This window comes from Streptomyces sp. CA-210063, assembly GCF_024612015.1.
Lineage (GTDB): Bacteria > Actinomycetota > Actinomycetes > Streptomycetales > Streptomycetaceae > Streptomyces.
In genome coordinates this window covers 9,468,017-9,483,137 of sequence record NZ_CP102512.1, presented here as the reverse complement: position 1 = coordinate 9,483,137, position 15,121 = coordinate 9,468,017, and the positions used below count along the sequence as shown (strand labels likewise).

The window sequence follows — 15,121 nt, the reverse complement described above, 5'->3', positions numbered from 1 at the left end:
ATAGCGTGTGAGGTGTGACGCAGCAGGTCAAGCGGGCGTTCAAGTACCGCTTCTACCCCACCGACGAGCAGGCAGCTGAGCTGTCGCGCACGTTCGGCTGCGTCCGCCTCGTGTACAACAAGGCGCTGGAGGAGCGCACGCGGGCCTGGTACGGCGAGCAGCGCCGGATCTCCTACGTGCAGTCGTCCGCCGCACTGACGGAGTGGAAGAAGACCGAGGACCTGGCCTTCCTGGCCGAGGTGTCCTCCGTCCCGCTCCAGCAGGCGCTCCGTCACCTCCAGACGGGGTTCACCAACTTCTTCGCCAGGCGCGCGAAGTACCCGCGCTACAAAAGCCGGAAGAAGTCCCGCGCGTCGGCCGAGTACACCCGCAGTGCCTTCACGTGGCGCGAGGGGCACCTGACGCTGGCGAAGATGGCGGAGCCTTTGGACATCCGCTGGTCCCGTCCCCTGCCGGAGGGTGCGGAGCCGACGACGGTGACCGTGTCCCGCGACGCCGCGGGGCGCTGGTTCGTGTCCATGCTGTGCGAGGACACCATCGTCCCCGCCCCGGCCACGGCCGACGCCGTCGGTGTCGACGCGGGTGTGACGTCCCTGGTGACACTGTCCACCGGGGAGAAGATCGCCAACCCCCGGCACGAGCGCCGCGACCGCGTCCGCCTGGCGAAGGCGCAGCGGGAGCTGTCCCGCAAGGCCAAGGGCTCCGCGAACCGGGAGCAGGCCCGCCGGAAGGTCGCCAAGGTGCACGTCCGGATCGCCGACCGGCGCCGGGACTTCCTTCACAAGCTGTCGACTCGACTCGTCCGTGAGAACCAAACGGTCGTGATCGAGGACCTGACCGTCCGCAATCTGCTGAAGAACGGCAGGCTCGCGCGCGCCATCTCTGACGCGGCCTGGACGGAACTCCGGCACATGCTGGAGTACAAGTGCGCCTGGTACGGGCGCGAACTCGTCGTGATCGACCGCTGGTTCCCCAGCTCGAAGCTGTGCGGGGCCTGTGGCACGGTCCGCGGGAAACTGCCGCTGAACGTCCGCGAGTGGACGTGTGAGTGCGGCACCGTGCATGACCGCGACGTGAACGCGGCACGCAACATCCTGGCCGCCGGGCTGGCGGCGTCTGCCTGTGGAGACGGTGTAAGACCTCAACGGGAGTCCTCCCGGACGGGGCAGTCGTCGGTGAAGCAGGAAGCCCAGCGGGCGACCGCTGGAATCCCCCGCCTTTAGGCGGGGGAGGAAGCCAAGTGTCTGCTCCGAATCGCACAGCTAGGCGCGGATCACTCGCAGGGGCCGAGTTGGGGAAGGGCCGGGACCTCCGGAGCCGCGTCGCCGACGGAGTCCTTCCATGCCTTCGCGTAGCTGCCGTCCTCCTCCGCGTCGGTGAGCACATCGTTGACGAACTCGCAGAACTCGACGTCGCCCTTCTTGATGCCGATGCCGAAGGGCTGGTCGTAGAAGGTCTCACCGACGGTCCTGAACTTGCCCTTGGAGGCCGAGACGAAGCCGAGGAGGATGGCGCTGTCGGTGGTGACGGCGTCGACCTGACCGGTGCGCAGGGCGTCGGCGCACTTGCTGTAGACGTCGAACAGGACCAGCTGCTTGCCCGGGTCCTCGAGGTACTGCTTGATGTTCTCGGAGTCGACGGAGCCGGTGGCCGTACACACCTTGAGGCTCGCGTCCTTGAGCGACTCCGGGCCGGTGATGTCCTTGTTGTCGCTCTCGACCATCAGGGTCGAGCCGGCGTCGTAGTAGGGACCGGCGAAGGTCACGCGCTTGCGGCGCTCGTCGTTGATCGTGTAGGTCGCGGTGATCAGGTCGGCCTTGCCCTGCTCCAGATACTCCTCCCGGACCTTGGACGGGGTCTCGACCCAGGTGATGTCTCCGGGGGCGATGCCGAGTTCGCCTGCGATGATCTTGGCTATCTCCACATCGAAGCCGGCCGGCTTGCCGTCCAGGCCCTTGAGGCCGAAGAGCGGCACATCGAACTTCGTACCGATCGTCATCTTGCCGGCGGCGGACAGCTTGGCCATCGTGGTGCCCGCCGCGAACGTGGGCTTGGCCGTGGAGGAGCCGGCGGTGTTCTCCGATCCGCTTCCGCCGCACGCGGAAAGGCCCAGGGCCAGGGCGGCGGTCGTTGCGATCATCGTGAGGGCATGTCTGTGCTGGGTCATCGTGTTTTCCCTTGGGTGATACGAGGGTGTGGTGGACGGGAGCCCGGGATCAGTGGCTGAGGATTTTCGACAGGAAGTCCCTGGCGCGTTCGCTCTTCGGCGCCGAGAAGAAGTGGTCCGGCCGCGCCTCCTCGACGATGCGGCCGTCGGCCATGAAGACCACCCGGTCGGCAGCGCGACGCGCGAAGCCCATCTCGTGGGTGACGACGACCATGGTCATGCCCTCGCGGGCCAGGGACGTCATGACGTCGAGGACCTCGTTGACCATCTCCGGGTCCAGGGCCGAGGTGGGCTCGTCGAACAGCAGTACCTTGGGGTCCATGGCCAGCGCACGAGCGATGGCGACCCGCTGCTGCTGCCCACCTGAGAGCTGGGCGGGGTACTTGTGGGCCTGGGCGGCCACCCCGACCCGCTCCAGCAACTGGAAGGCACGCTGCTCCGCCGCGGCCTTCGCCGCCTTACGGACCTTGACGGGACCGAGCGTCACGTTCTCCAGCACGGTCTTGTGCGCGAAGAGGTTGAAGGACTGGAAGACCATGCCCACGTCGGCCCGCAGTGCGGCCAACTCGCCGCCCTCACTGGGCAGTTCACTCCCGTCCAGGGTGATGCTCCCCGATCCGATCGTCTCCAGTCGGTTGATCGTGCGACACAGCGTCGACTTTCCCGAACCGGAAGGGCCGATCACCACGACGACCTCTCCCCTGGCGACGTCCAGATCGATATCGGCCAGGACGTGAAGCGCCCCGAAGTGCTTGTTGACCCCGCGGAGGGACAGCAGTGGGGACAAGGAAGACATGAGCTGCTACCTAGCTGTGAGGAGGACGGGTCACCAGCAGTGGTGGGACCGGAAGGCCATTGGTCCAACCTGTCGGACCAATGGAAGGTCTGCCAGTCGCCTCTGTCAAGAGTCGCCGTCGAATTGCTCGTGACGCTTGTGTTACAGGTCCGGTCAGAGCGGACCAAATGCGCATGACCCTTACGATGCACCTCTCTCCACAACCAGGAAGCAGACGCCAATTGAGGCCGTTGGCCCTACCGGTCCAGCCAAGCTAGGGACCCAAAACGCTTTGCACAACAGTCGCGCGGATCCGCTTCGCCGCAGCCCTGAACAGGATCAACCGAGCGGCCGTCGCCCACCACTCGATCGAACGCCTGGAGATCGCCCTTGACCTCCGAGGGGACCGTAGGCAGGATTGGTACTACCGGTTGGGCCAATTAGCGAGGTGCCCGGCCCGGAGCAGAGGAAAGAGATCGCCTCAGTGAGTGCCAGAGCAAGCGCGCCCCCGCGTTCCCACTTCCCGGCGGCGGAGCAGTTCCTGTACCTGGACGCCGCTCACCAGACCCCGCTGTCGGTGCCCGTCCGTACCGCCCTCGACGCCTTCTACGACGAGGCACTGGAGTCCGCCGGCCCGAAGAAGCGCTGGCTGGCACGGCTGACGGACGTGCGTGCGCGGCTGGCGGCCTTCCTGGGAGTGGGCGCCGGCGAGATCGCCTTCACCAAGAACACCTCGGAAGGCCTCAACATCGCCGCCCACGGCCTCCACGTGGAGCCGGGTGACAACGTGCTGCTCCTCGAGGGCGAACACCCCAACGTCGCGTACGCCTGGCTCAGCCGGCAACCGGACGGGCTCGAGGTGCGGATGGTCCCGCAGGACAGGCGGAAGAAGTGGGCCGACGCCGACACCTTCGCCGCGTACGTCGACGACCGGACCCGTGCGATCGCCCTCTCGCATGTGATGTTCCACAACGGTCAGCGCAACGATGTGGCGGGCATCGCCCGACTCGCTCGCGCACACGGGGCCGAGGTCGTGGTCGACGCCATGCAGTCCGTCGGTGTCCTCGACGTCGACGCCCGCGCGCTGGGGGTCTCGGCGCTCGCCGCCGGCTGCCACAAGGGCCTGCTGGTGCCCCAGGGGCTCGGTCTGCTCTGCACTCCGTACGGGGCGAAGGGGCTGCGACCCACCTACATGGCGCTGGCCGGTGTCGCCGACCCCGACGAGCACGTCGTCGTCGGAGCGGGACGTGTGGAGCCACGCAGCGACGCCCGACGTTTCGAGATCGGCAACTTCAACCTCCCGGCGATCCACGGGCTCGCCGCCGCACTGGACCTCATCGAAGGCCTGGGCGTCCGTGACATCGAGCGACACGTACTGGATCTGGGCGACCATCTCATCGCGCATCTGGACGACCTCGGCATCGCCCTGGTGGGGCCGCGGGAGCGCGCACACCGCTCGCACATCCACGTCCTGGACCTGCCCGCGTCACGGTGGGCGGATTTCCTCGCCGCCGAGGGCGCCCGGCTCTCCTCCGTACGCGACGGCATCCGGGTCTCCTTCGGCCTGTACAACAACACCGACGACGTTGACCGGTTGGCCGCACTCCTGCGCCGTGGACTGCGGACCCTTCCGCACCGCGGTGCCGCCTGACGTACCCATCCCTTGACCCGAACCAACTGGAGCGATCCCGTGACCGCCCGCTCGAGGACGGCGAGAATTTGGTGCGTCCCCGGGACCCGGCCGACCGGTGAGACCGGCCGGGCCCGGGAGCCTTCCCTATCCCTGGCCCAGCCCCTGCAGCACCGGATAGTCGTGATAGTGCCGGCTCGTCGCCTCGTACACCGCGACCACGTCCTTGTCGCGGATCGCCCTGACCAGCGCCCTGTGCACATCCAGCGAATACGCGCCGATCGCCGGGGTGTACCGGGTGTGCAGCAGCCATTCGTGGCTCTGGTGCTTGATGGTCAGCTCCTTGACCAGGGTGACCAGCAGCGGCGTACGCGATGCTGCGGCGACCGCCCGGTGCAGGTCCATCGTGGTGCGCAGATAGCTCTCGTAGTCGTCCTGCTCCAGATGCTCTTCCATCTCCGCCACGAGAGCATCCATCTTGAGCAGGTCCGACCGGGTCGCCCTGCGGATCGCCGTCAGGGCACTCGCGAGCTCCAGCGCCTCGCGTGCCTGCAGCAACTCGGTGATGTTCAGCGCGGCGACGAGCCCGGCGTCGTTCTCGTCACGGGCCGGGCCTTCCGGCTGCGCGATGTAGCTGCCGTCCCCGAGCCGGGTCTCGACATGGCCGCTGAGCTGGAGCACGGCGAGCGCCTCGCGAATGGCATTCCGGCTCACGCCGTACTCACTCGCCAGGTCCCGCTCCGAGGGCAGTCGCCGGCCGACCGGAAGTTCTCCCTCCCGGATCCTCGCCAGCAACGCCTCCGCGACGAGCTCCGGCTTGCGCCGACGGCCCTGCGACTGCTGTGACGCCATGGACTCCTCGCACCCTGCCATCGGTAGGACCAACTGGTAGGACCAGCTTTCCACGTCGTCCCACCATGGTCAACAGGCGGCCCGGGGAGAGAGCGTGGTCCTCCCGCGCCTGGACGCTGGGCCGTAGCATGCTCGCTGACGTTCGCAGCCGTTGGGACACGCCCAGCCTGGCGTCAGGTCGGCCGCGTGGTGAGCGGCTGCTCCGGGGGGGGAGTCGGTGACCGTGTGGACCACCACACGCCGGAGCCGGCCTTGGCTCAAAGGGGCGCCGTACATGAGTGGGCAGGGAACCGGTGATCCTCGGCTCGACTTCGCGGCGGAGCTCACCCGGCTGCGTCGCCGACTGCCGGACGTCTCGGACGGGGCCCTGGCCCGGCGGGCCGGCGCGGTGGTGCTGCCGTCCGGGCGCCGGGTCGCCGTCAACGCACGTCGGCTCGGCGAATGGACCGGCGGACGATCGGTGCCCCGCCAGTTCGAGGCCGTCATGGCCTTGGTGCGCACCATCGAGCAGGCGGCTGGTGGCCCCGCGGCCGACCGGACCGCGGTGGCGCGCTGGCAGACCCTGTGGCGCGCCGCGCGGGAGTACCGGAGCGGTGGCCCCACCACCGGATCGCCAGAGCCGGCCACCGTGCGGCCGCGGGAGACGGGGGCCCGGTCGTCATCGGGCGTCCGCCTGGCGATGCCGCCGCGCTGCGACGGCGTGACGAGTTCGCCGAGCGCATCGACGAAGGTCTCGCGGACGATTCCGTACGGCGGATCCTGCTCACCGGTGCGGGCGGCGTCGGCAAGTCGCAGCTGGCCGCGGCGGCGTTCCACCGTGCCGAGCGGCGCATCGAGTTTCTGCTCTGGGTCGCCGCCGACAACCGTGCTTCCGTCCTGGACGGTTATGCCCGCGCCTGGAGCGCGCTCTCACGGGCCAGCGTCACCGGCGACGGCGCCACGCCCGGCGTCGGCCCCGGCAGTGACGACGAGACCCAGGCTGACCTGTTCCTCGCCTGGCTGCGGTCGACCGGGACTTCCTGACTGGTGGTCCTCGACGATGTCGACGACCTCGGCGAAGTAGCCGGACTGTGGCCGGCCGGAGACGCGGGCCGGACCCTCGTCACCACCCGCCGACGGGATGCCACGCTGCTCCGCCCGGGCGTCCGGGTGATCGGCGTCGGCGTGTTCACCGTCGATGAGGCCACCGGGTACCTGGCTGACCGGCTGTCGCTGGATCCGGACCCCGCCGCCGGGACGCACGAGCTCCTGACGCACCGTCCGGAGGATGTGGCCGCTCTCACCGCGGTGCTCGGCCGCTTTCCATTGGCCCTCTCCCAGGCGGCGGCCTTCCTCATCGACACCGGCATGGATCTTCCCTCGTATCAGAGCCTTCTGGCCGACGAGCGGGAGAGCCTGGCCGGGCTGCTCCCGTCGTCGTCCCCCGCCGACGAACACGGCGGTACGGTCACGAGTACCCTCCAACTCGCCCTCGTGCGAGCGGAGTCACTGGCTCCGCCCGGGGCCGCCCGTGCCATGCTCGAGTTGATCTCCATGCTGGCGCCCGACGGTATTCCGGAAGCGGTCCTGCTCGGCCCGGCGGCCCGCGCCTGGCTCGGCGGTGACCACCTCGCCTCGCGGGGTGAACACGCCGAGCGGGGAAGCCTTCCCTCGCGAAGCAACCTCCTCGCATTGCGCGCCCTGCACCGGTTGAGTCTCGTCACCCACCGGGGACCGTCCGGCCCAGCCGTCGTCGAGGTGCACTCCCTCGTCCAGCGGGCGGTCCGCGACGGCGTACCGGTGCACCACCGCGCGGGAATCGCCACGGCGGCCGCCGATGCCCTGGAAGAGGTGTGGTCCGCGCCCGACTGCGCGCCCGAGACGACGACCGCGCTGTACCGCTGCGCCGAAGCACTGCTGGCGCACGCCGACGATCACCTCTGGTGCGACGGCGGCATGCACCCCGCTGCTCCGCAGGCTGGGGCCGCACCTGGCCGGCCTGGGCCGCCACGACGCGGCACGGACCATGACGACGGAGCTCGCCGACCGGGCCCGGCTGCGACTCCCCGCCGGACATCGGGATCTGCTGGCGCTGCGGGCTCAGGTGGCCCAGGCGGAAGGTGACTTGGGGAACGCCGCGGCGGCCGTACGGTTGCTGGAGGAGCTCCGGCGCGAGGCGGAGGACGGTCTCGGTCCGGCCGACCCGGACACGCTGTCCATCCGGCTGCACGAGGCCCGCCTGCGGATGGAGTCGGGTCTGATCATCGCCGCACTGGCCGACTTCGTCACCCTGGCCGCCGAGGCGCGAGCGGTGCTCACCGCGGACGATCCCCTGGTGACGGCCGCCGAGGAGCATGTCGCCCTGTGCCGCGGCCTGTCCGGGGACGCCGTCGGCGCCCGCGACGCCTACGCCGCGCTCGCCCGGGTCCTGGAGCGCGGCCTCGGACCGCGGCACCCGTCGACGCTGCGGGTCCTCGCCGACCTCAGCCGGTGGATCGGGGAGACGGGTGACGTGCGGTCGGCCGTCGCCACGTACCAGAGAGCGGTGGACGGACTGGTCTCCGTCCTCGGACGACTGCACCACGACACTCTCATCGCTCGCCACAACCTCGCCTACTGGCACGGGATCGCCCGAGACCACGATCTGGCGATCGAGCAGTTCGTCACGGCGGCCGGCGACGCCGAACTCGCATTGGGCGCCGAGCACCCCACCACCCTGACCTGCCACACCAACCTGGCCTTCTGGCGTGGTGTCGCCGGAGACACCACCGCGGCAGTGGAGCGACTTGAGCAGCATCACCGGACGGTCGAGCGGGTATTCGGCGCCCGACCACCCACGCTCCCTGCGTATCCGGCAGCAGCGGGCCGAACTGCTGTACCGCGGCGGGGGGGCACACCACGGCGGTGGACCAACTCACCACCGTGCTGGCCGACACCGTGCTGCGCCGCCTCCAGGCAGCCCTGGACAACGAAGAGGTGCGGCTGGCCGGACGCGAACAGGTGGAGTGAGCCGAGCCCGACACCCGCCCCCGCCTCGCCCCGCCTCGCCTCGCCTCGCCTCGTTTCAAGCCCTACGAACAGGACCCCAGGTCATGCCCTCCAGCCTCATCGACGTCCACGCCCACCTCCTGCCCGACTTCTACGTCCAGCAGGCGACGGCAGCGGGCCACACCCACCCCGACGGCATGGGCAGTTGGCCGTCATGGTCCGTGCAGGCACACCTGGACCTGATGGACCGCAACGGCATCGAGACCGCGATGCTGTCCATGTCCTCCCCCGGCGTGCACTTCGGCGACGACAAGGCGGCCCGTCCCCTGGCTCGGCGCGTCAACGAGTACACCGCCGGGCTGACCCGGGACCACCCGGGCCGCTTCGGCAACTTCGCCTCGCTCCCCCTCCCGGACGTGGACGGCGCGCTGGAGGAGATCGCATATGCCTTCGACGAACTCGGCGCCGACGGCGTGGCCCTGCTGAGTCACACGCACGGCGTGTACCTGGGCGATCAGCGCCTCGACCCGGTCTTCGCGGAACTCGACCGCAGACAGGCCGTGGTCTTCCTGCACCCCACCTCACCGGTGTGCTGGGAACAGTCCGCGCTCGGCAGACCGCGTCCGATGGTCGAGTACATCTTCGACACGGCCCGCACCGTCATCGACCTGGTGATGGCGGGCGTTTTGACACGTCACCCGAACATGCGGGTGATCGTCCCGCACTGCGGCGGCACGATTCCCGTCCTCGCCGACCGCATCAACGAGTTCATGAAACTCTTCCTGCCTGCGCAGCAGCCGCCCACCCCCGACGCTGTGCAGCAACTGCGCGGCCTGTACTACGACATGGCGGGCACTGCCTTCCCACGCCAGGTCCCGGCGCTCCTCGAACTCGTCGATCCGGACCGCGTGCTGTACGGCAGCGACTACTGCTGGACGCCTCCCCCACTGGCCGACGCCCATATCGCGGCGATCGACGCGGCCGAGTCACCGGTGGACGGGACCACATGGCGTTCCCTGACGACGGCCAACGCCCAGCGCCTGTTTCCGGGGAGGAGACGGTGAACGCAAACCGCCGCCTCATGGATGTGAGACCGGTTGCCGCGGGCACGCCGACAACCCGCTGGACCACTCGCAAAGATAAGGACGGGCAACCACATAAGCCCGGACCCGAGGATCCGCACGAACCAGCGGTGAAGCCGTGAGCAGACCGGCTTCACTGCGGCGGGTGGCCGGAGCTCACCCGCGCCTGCTCGATGCCGCCGTCGCCACGCTCGCGGGTCGTGCCGACCTGCTGCCCCCCAGCTACTGGTCAGGGGAGGCAGGGGTGACACATAGGTCTCGTCACCGAGGGGTGTTGCCGCACCTGAGCGGAGTGCGGGTGGAGCAAGTGAGCCCAGAGGGCGGGGTGTTGCGCATCGTGGCCGCAACCCCGGAGTGGGCTCCGATGCCGGTCGGCACATGAGGCCCTTCGGTCGGATCATTCTGTCGCAAGATCGTTCCTACCAGGGGCCTTACATCTGCCTGAACTTGGGGATGCCGCAGATCGCGCGACGCACCTCGCACTCACGGACGGTGGCCGAGGGTTACCGGGAACAGCTCATTGGAGACGAAGAGTGCGCTCGTTACCTTTCGTCAGCGCGGGCGCGGATCCCTTCATTCGAACAGTATCCGGTTCCGTCTCGCTTCAGGCATAGCAGCCCCAGCAGTCGACCGAAATCATCGACCACCGCCAACCGACGTCGCGCCTCGAATCTCATCGCTGTTGTAGCAGCATCAAGTGGGTACGACGCCTGCACCGTTCTGCCGACGAGAGTTCCGAACTCCGTGACGGCCGCGGAGTTGTAGGCGGCTTCGGGGATGTCCGGTCGCTCGATCGTCGTGATGAGCCGTCCGTCCGAGTTGACGACCAGGGCCATGTGGACGTGATCGTCGCTGAAAAGAGCTCGGAGGTCGTCCACCCTGGAGAGCGGTCCCAGGGTCTTGGGACAGGTGACCATGACATCTGCAACGCGACTCCGCACAGCGGATTCATAGGTCATGGATCTGCCCGTGACGCTGCTCATTACAGGTACCTGTACTTCATCTTCGATTCCTCACCTCACGGTATTGCTCCGAAACTGAAATGTCTTCTTCCGCGACACCCGCAACGGTGTGGGTGCGTGCCCGAACTCGGCGGATCCGAGGACGGTTTCGCGACCCAGCACCGGCTCACCGACTTGACCAGTGGTCGGGTGATCGTCTTCGGTCAGGACCAGTCCGCGCATGGTTCCGGCGGCCGGGCGACTCGGGGTCGCCGGCTGGGTAGCGCCGTCAGCGCGGCGCGGTGACCGTCGACGGAGAGCAGGACCACCGGTGATCATCCGCCACTGATCGGTGGCAGCACAGCGATCTCGTCGCCGTCCTCGCACGGGGCGCCGTGCATCTCGTCGTTCAGCATCTCTCCGTTGAACCACACCCGTGAGTTAGCCAGCACGTGGGCGAACTCACCGCCGTAGCGCCGGCGTGCCTCGTCGAGCACCTCGCCGAGCGTGCCGCCGGGAATCACGTCGCGCCCTCGGCCCGCCGCCTCCCGCGCGGCCGCGAACAGCAGCATTGTGGGCATGAGCCAATCTCCCCTTCGTTCCAGGTCACCCGCCGATGTAAGACATCTCCACCCGATCACCGCGTGAGGGTGCGCGGCGTCCGCGCAACTCCGAATAGCGGTCCTCCCGGGCGCCCCAGAGTGCGCGCACGGCGGAGCACAGTTCCTCGTCGGAGGCGCCCGCTCGCAGCAACGCCCGCAGGTCGGTCCCGCCGGAGGAGAACAGGCACGTGTGGACCTTCCCCTCGGCGGACAGCCGGGCTCGCGTGCAGTCCCCGCAGAACGGCCGCGTCACCGAGCCGATGACACCGATCTCCCCGGCGCCGTCCCGGAAGCGGTAGCGGGTGGCCACCTCACCGACGCCGGTCGCGTCGAGAGGTTCGAGCGGGTAACGGCCGTCGATCAGGCGCACGATCTCGGCGGCGGGCAGCACCTCGCCGAGCTGCCACTCGTTCGTGGCTCCTACGTCCATGTACTCGATGAAGCGCAGGATGTGGCCGCTGCCCCGGAACCGCTCGACCATCGGCAGCACGCACCCGTCGTTGACTCCCCGCTTCACCACCATGTTCACCTTGACGGGGTTGAGGCCGGCGCGTGCGGCCGCGTCGATCCCGTCGAGGACCCGGCGCACCGGCACCGCGGTGTCGGCGACTGCCCGGAACACGGCGTCGTCGAGCGCGTCCAGGCTCACCGTCACCCGGCGCAGCCCGGCCTGTGCGAGGCGCTCCGCGAAGGCCGGCAACAGCAGCCCGTTGGTCGTCATCGCGAGATCGAGCCCGGGTACCGCGGCGAGCAGCGCCACGAGGTCCGCGACGCCGCGACGCAGCAGCGGCTCACCCCCGGTGAGCCGGATCTTGCGCACGCCGAGGGAGGCGAACACCCGCGCCAGGCGTGCGATCTCGTCGAAGGTCAGCAGGTCGGCGGGCTCCAGGTAATGGTGCCCCGGGCCGAAATGCTCGCGCGGCATGCAGTACCGGCATCGGAGGTTGCACCGGTCGGTGATGGAGATCCGCAGGTCGCGAAGGTGACGGTACCGGCGGTCGGTGACAAGCTGGATCATCACGCCGCCGGTTCCGGGTTCCGGGCGAGGCGCCAGCGACTCGCCGCGACGGAGACGTCGTCGATCCGGTTCCCGGTCGCCACCCAGCCGCTCGTACCGTCCCCGCCGTATTCGCGTTTCCACACCGGAACGGACTCCTTGAGGACGTCGATGCAGAAGCGGGCCGCGGTGAACGCCTCGCCGCGGTGCGGTGCGGAGACCACGACCAGGACGCTCGCCTCGGTGACCGGCACCGGCCCGACGCGGTGGAACAACGCCACGCGCCCGAGGGCGGGCCACCGGTCCCGGGCGGCGAGGGCGATCTGCCGCAGGCGCGGCTCGACATGCCGGTCGAACGCCTCGTAGTCGATCCCGACGATCCCGGTGCGGTGGCCCTCCAGGTCGTCGTTGTGGTCGCGCACCGTGCCGGTGAACGTGACGACCGCGCCGCAGTGCGGCACGGTCGCCCATTCGATCGCCTCGGCGACCGGGACGCGGTCCTGGGTCAGGGCCACTCGGACGTCCTCGACCGGTTCTTCCGGACTGCGGATCTGATCATTCACGACGGCTGTCACGATGTGTTCCCTCGCGTTCTGGACCGGCACTGGCGTTCATCCTCACCGGCCCGGGCCTGCCGTACCGGACTCCGTGCGACAGGCATTTGACCGGCGACGACGGGTACGTGCCGCTGAATCAGGGTTTTCCGGTTATTTACACGGCAACAACGATCCGCCTCTGGACATGGCCGACACTCTGGTGCACAAGTACTCGTGCAACGCCGAGCCGAGTGGACACGGGATACGAGCGAGGTAGGCCATGACGGTGGTGGGCTCGAACGAGACGAACACCAGCCGGCGAGAGGTCTGGCGGGAGCTCCTCCGGGACCATTTCGTCAGCCTGGACGTGGACGTCGAGCGGGACGGCGGCACGTTCGACGGCGCCGTGCGCAGCGACTTCCTCGGCCACCTCCGGGTGTCGGGAGTCCGCTCGGTGGACCAGGACGTCCTTCGTACGAAGGAACTGCTGCGGCGCGACGGCGACCGCTACCTCCAGGTCTGCCTGGTCCGCCGCGGTGCGGCACGTGCCGAGCAGGACGGGCACGACGCGGTGCTCCGCCCCGGCGACTTCGTCGTCTACGAGACGGAGCGGCCCTTTCACTGGTCGCTTCGCTCGGGTGCCGGCTCCCCCTGCTGGGACATCGCCGTCTTCACCTGGCCCCGCGACACGATCCGGCTCAGCGACAGCGAGTCGGCCAGGCTGACCTGCCGGACGCTGGACGGCGGCAGCGGTATCACCGGGGTGCTGAGCAGGATGCTGACCGACCTGCTCGTCGAGAAGCCGGTCGTCAGCGAAGGGGGTGCCATCCGGATCGCCGACGAGATCGGCGACCTGGTGGCGACCATCGCGACAGAGGCACACGGCTTCGGCGCCGGCACCGACCGCCGCGCGAGCCTGCTGCGGCAGATCGACACCTACATCGCGGAGCATCTCGGTGATCCGGACCTGTCCCCGGAACGCGTCGCGCAGGCGCACTTCGTGTCGACACGCCAGCTCCAGCGGATGTTCGCCGGCCGGGGACAGATGGTGTCCCAGGTGATCCGGCGGCAGAGGCTGGAGCGGTGCCGGCGCGACCTGCTGACCCACCGGGGAGGCGAAGCCACCCTCACCGAGATCTGCGTCCGCTGGGGGTTCACCGATCTCGCCGTGTTCAGCCGGGCGTTCCGCGAGGTGTACGGCACTTCGCCGACCGCCTACCGCGCTCGGGCCCGCGCGTAGGGGCCGCTCACAGGCCGTCGCTGGAGTGCCCCGGCACGGTGCCCAGCGTGGGATCGACCACGGGCGCGAGGTGGTTCACGGCGAGTGCGGCCTCGCCGAAGCCGACCGAGATCAGCGCGACCTTGCCGTCGTAGTCGGCGATGTCGCCGGCGGCGTACACGCGCGGCCGGCTGGTGCGCATGGTCCGGTCGACCGCGATGTGCCGGCCCCGCATGTCGAGCCCCCACGTCGCGAGCGGGCCGAGGTTCGCGACGAAGCCGAGCGCGGCCACCACGGCGTCCGCCCGCAGGCTCTCGGTCGCGCCGGTCTCGAGGTTGCTCAGCTCCACCTGTTCCACGCGGGTCTCGCCGCTGATCCGCTGTACCTCGTGCGGGGTGTACAGCCGCACCGACGACGTGCGCAGCAGCCGGACGCTGTGCTCGTGTGCCCGGAACCGCGGCCGGCGGTGGACCAGCGCGACCGAGCGGGCGAGGGGTTCGAGCGCCAGCGCCCAGTCCACCGCGGAGTCCCCGCCGCCGACGACCACCACGTCGGCGCCGGTGAGTTCGGTCGGCTTCGGCACGAAGTAGCGCAGGCCGCGGTTCTCGTACTCGGAGCCCGCGGGCAGCGGGCGCGGCGTGAAACTGCCGATCCCGCCGGTGACCAGTACGGCCTTCGCCGTCACCACGATGCCCCGGTGGGTGGTGACGGCGATGCCGTCCGCCGTGTCCTCAAGGGCCTGCGCGGTGTGGCCCAGCAGGTACCGGGGCTTCGCCTGCGACGCCTGCCGGACCAGGGCGTCGACGAGGTCCTGCGCCTTCACGGCGGGGAATCCGGCGACGTCGTAGACCTTCTTCTCGGGATACAGCGCCGCCATCTGGCCGCCGGGCTGTTCGAGCGCGTCGATCACCGTGACCGACATGCCCCGGAACCCGGCGTAGTAGGCCGCGTAGAGACCGACCGGCCCGGCGCCGACGATCAGCAGATCGCTGGCGTACCCGTCGGCGCCGCAGCCGGTCTCGTGCTCAGCCTTCACCGGTGGCACGCCTTTCCCGCAGCAGGGGGTGGTCGACACCGACGGGTCCGCGCGAGGACGCACCGCCGGCCGCGTCCTCGTGCTCTTCGAAGAACTCGACGGCGGCCGTGGTGAACGGGGCCAGTTCCACGGGAATCCTGTGCTCCCAGTGGATCGCGTCGCTGGGGCAGACGGTCATGCACTTCCCGCAGTCGACGCATTCGTCGGGGTGGATGTACATCATCCGGTCCCCCTGGTAGATGCAGTCCACCGGACATTCCTCGACGCAGGACTGGTCGAGGATGTCCACGCAGGCGTCGGTCACGACGTAAGCCATG

General features: G+C 69.4%; 15 protein-coding genes. 6 read left to right on the top strand and 9 right to left on the bottom strand.

The window, feature by feature from the left end:
- The first annotated feature begins 14 nt into the window (after positions 1 to 14).
- Entirely contained in the window at positions 15 to 1,223 is a 1,209-nt protein-coding gene (locus tag JIX56_RS41535) for an RNA-guided endonuclease InsQ/TnpB family protein (RefSeq protein ID WP_257548851.1), read from the top strand.
- Between the two features lie 50 nt (positions 1,224 to 1,273).
- Here the strand turns inward: JIX56_RS41535 and JIX56_RS41530 are convergent, their stop codons facing one another.
- Together JIX56_RS41530 and JIX56_RS41525 are read right to left on the bottom strand one after the other, a co-directional pair.
- Entirely contained in the window at positions 1,274 to 2,167 is an 894-nt protein-coding gene (locus JIX56_RS41530) for a glutamate ABC transporter substrate-binding protein (RefSeq protein WP_257548850.1), read from the bottom strand.
- A 49-nt stretch (positions 2,168 to 2,216) separates the two neighbouring features.
- Positions 2,217 to 2,963, bottom strand: a complete 747-nt coding sequence (locus JIX56_RS41525) for an amino acid ABC transporter ATP-binding protein (RefSeq protein WP_443031957.1) — start codon at positions 2,961 to 2,963, stop codon at positions 2,217 to 2,219.
- Positions 2,964 to 3,426: 463 nt separating this feature from the next.
- Here JIX56_RS41525 and JIX56_RS41520 point away from each other — a divergent pair, with 463 nt between their 5' ends.
- Complete coding sequence (locus tag JIX56_RS41520) at positions 3,427 to 4,593, top strand: aminotransferase class V-fold PLP-dependent enzyme (protein WP_257548849.1); 1,167 nt, start codon at positions 3,427 to 3,429, stop codon at positions 4,591 to 4,593.
- Positions 4,594 to 4,719: 126 nt separating this feature from the next.
- Here JIX56_RS41520 and JIX56_RS41515 read toward each other — a convergent pair whose 3' ends face one another.
- Positions 4,720 to 5,424, bottom strand: a complete 705-nt coding sequence (locus JIX56_RS41515) for a FadR/GntR family transcriptional regulator (RefSeq protein WP_257548848.1) — start codon at positions 5,422 to 5,424, stop codon at positions 4,720 to 4,722.
- Between the two features lie 564 nt (positions 5,425 to 5,988).
- On the opposite strand from JIX56_RS41515, the gene JIX56_RS41510 reads away from it, so the two are divergent.
- From JIX56_RS41510 to JIX56_RS41500, 3 genes are all read left to right on the top strand, one after another.
- The gene (locus tag JIX56_RS41510; protein ID WP_257548847.1) at positions 5,989 to 6,447 is read left to right on the top strand and encodes a hypothetical protein; all 459 of its coding nucleotides are present in this window, start codon (positions 5,989 to 5,991) and stop codon (positions 6,445 to 6,447) included.
- 3 nt (positions 6,448 to 6,450) lie between these two features.
- Positions 6,451 to 7,527, top strand: a complete 1,077-nt coding sequence (locus JIX56_RS41505) for a hypothetical protein (RefSeq protein ID WP_257548846.1) — start codon at positions 6,451 to 6,453, stop codon at positions 7,525 to 7,527.
- A gap of 968 nt (positions 7,528 to 8,495) precedes the next feature.
- Positions 8,496 to 9,455: an amidohydrolase family protein gene (locus JIX56_RS41500; protein ID WP_257548845.1), complete on the top strand. Its 960-nt coding sequence runs from the start codon at positions 8,496 to 8,498 to the stop codon at positions 9,453 to 9,455.
- A gap of 560 nt (positions 9,456 to 10,015) precedes the next feature.
- Here JIX56_RS41500 and JIX56_RS41495 read toward each other — a convergent pair.
- From JIX56_RS41495 to JIX56_RS41480, 4 genes are all read right to left on the bottom strand, one after another.
- Positions 10,016 to 10,456, bottom strand: coding sequence for a CBS domain-containing protein (locus JIX56_RS41495; RefSeq protein WP_257548844.1), 441 nt, complete (start codon positions 10,454 to 10,456; stop codon positions 10,016 to 10,018).
- Positions 10,457 to 10,749: 293 nt separating this feature from the next.
- Positions 10,750 to 10,995 carry a MoaD/ThiS family protein gene (locus tag JIX56_RS41490; RefSeq protein ID WP_257548843.1) on the bottom strand — a complete coding sequence of 82 codons (246 nt, stop codon included), beginning with the start codon at positions 10,993 to 10,995 and terminating at the stop codon, positions 10,750 to 10,752.
- Between the two features lie 25 nt (positions 10,996 to 11,020).
- Entirely contained in the window at positions 11,021 to 12,034 is a 1,014-nt protein-coding gene (gene moaA / locus JIX56_RS41485; protein ID WP_257548842.1) for a GTP 3',8-cyclase MoaA, read from the bottom strand.
- Positions 12,034 to 12,588, bottom strand: a complete 555-nt coding sequence (locus JIX56_RS41480; protein WP_257548841.1) for a molybdenum cofactor biosynthesis protein MoaE — start codon at positions 12,586 to 12,588, stop codon at positions 12,034 to 12,036. Before JIX56_RS41480 ends, moaA begins: the two co-directional genes overlap by 1 nt.
- Before the next feature lie 241 nt (positions 12,589 to 12,829).
- Here JIX56_RS41480 and JIX56_RS41475 point away from each other — a divergent pair, with 241 nt between their 5' ends.
- The gene (locus JIX56_RS41475) at positions 12,830 to 13,789 is read left to right on the top strand and encodes a helix-turn-helix domain-containing protein (RefSeq protein WP_257548839.1); all 960 of its coding nucleotides are present in this window, start codon (positions 12,830 to 12,832) and stop codon (positions 13,787 to 13,789) included.
- 7 nt (positions 13,790 to 13,796) lie between these two features.
- On the opposite strand, the gene JIX56_RS41470 is transcribed toward JIX56_RS41475, so the two are convergent.
- Positions 13,797 to 14,804, bottom strand: a complete 1,008-nt coding sequence (locus tag JIX56_RS41470) for an NAD(P)/FAD-dependent oxidoreductase (RefSeq protein WP_257548837.1) — start codon at positions 14,802 to 14,804, stop codon at positions 13,797 to 13,799.
- Positions 14,794 to 15,120, bottom strand: a complete 327-nt coding sequence (gene fdxA / locus JIX56_RS41465) for a ferredoxin (RefSeq protein ID WP_257548836.1) — start codon at positions 15,118 to 15,120, stop codon at positions 14,794 to 14,796. Before fdxA ends, JIX56_RS41470 begins: the two co-directional genes overlap by 11 nt.
- Position 15,121 lies beyond the last annotated feature (1 nt).

Bases quoted from the DNA above. Each gene is read 5' to 3' on its own strand.
- JIX56_RS41530 (WP_257548850.1), bottom strand. From the start codon at position 2,167: ATGACCCAGCACAGACATGCCCTCACGATGATCGCAACGACCGCCGCC.
- JIX56_RS41525 (WP_443031957.1), bottom strand. From the start codon at position 2,963: ATGTCTTCCTTGTCCCCACTGCTGTCCCTCCGCGGGGTCAACAAGCAC.
- JIX56_RS41515 (WP_257548848.1), bottom strand. From the start codon at position 5,424: ATGGCGTCACAGCAGTCGCAGGGCCGTCGGCGCAAGCCGGAGCTCGTC.
- JIX56_RS41500 (WP_257548845.1), top strand. From the start codon at position 8,496: ATGCCCTCCAGCCTCATCGACGTCCACGCCCACCTCCTGCCCGACTTC.
- JIX56_RS41495 (WP_257548844.1), bottom strand. From the start codon at position 10,456: ATGAGCAGCGTCACGGGCAGATCCATGACCTATGAATCCGCTGTGCGG.
- JIX56_RS41490 (WP_257548843.1), bottom strand. From the start codon at position 10,995: ATGCCCACAATGCTGCTGTTCGCGGCCGCGCGGGAGGCGGCGGGCCGA.
- moaA (WP_257548842.1), bottom strand. From the start codon at position 12,034: ATGATCCAGCTTGTCACCGACCGCCGGTACCGTCACCTTCGCGACCTG.
- JIX56_RS41475 (WP_257548839.1), top strand. From the start codon at position 12,830: ATGACGGTGGTGGGCTCGAACGAGACGAACACCAGCCGGCGAGAGGTC.
- fdxA (WP_257548836.1), bottom strand. From the start codon at position 15,120: ATGGCTTACGTCGTGACCGACGCCTGCGTGGACATCCTCGACCAGTCC.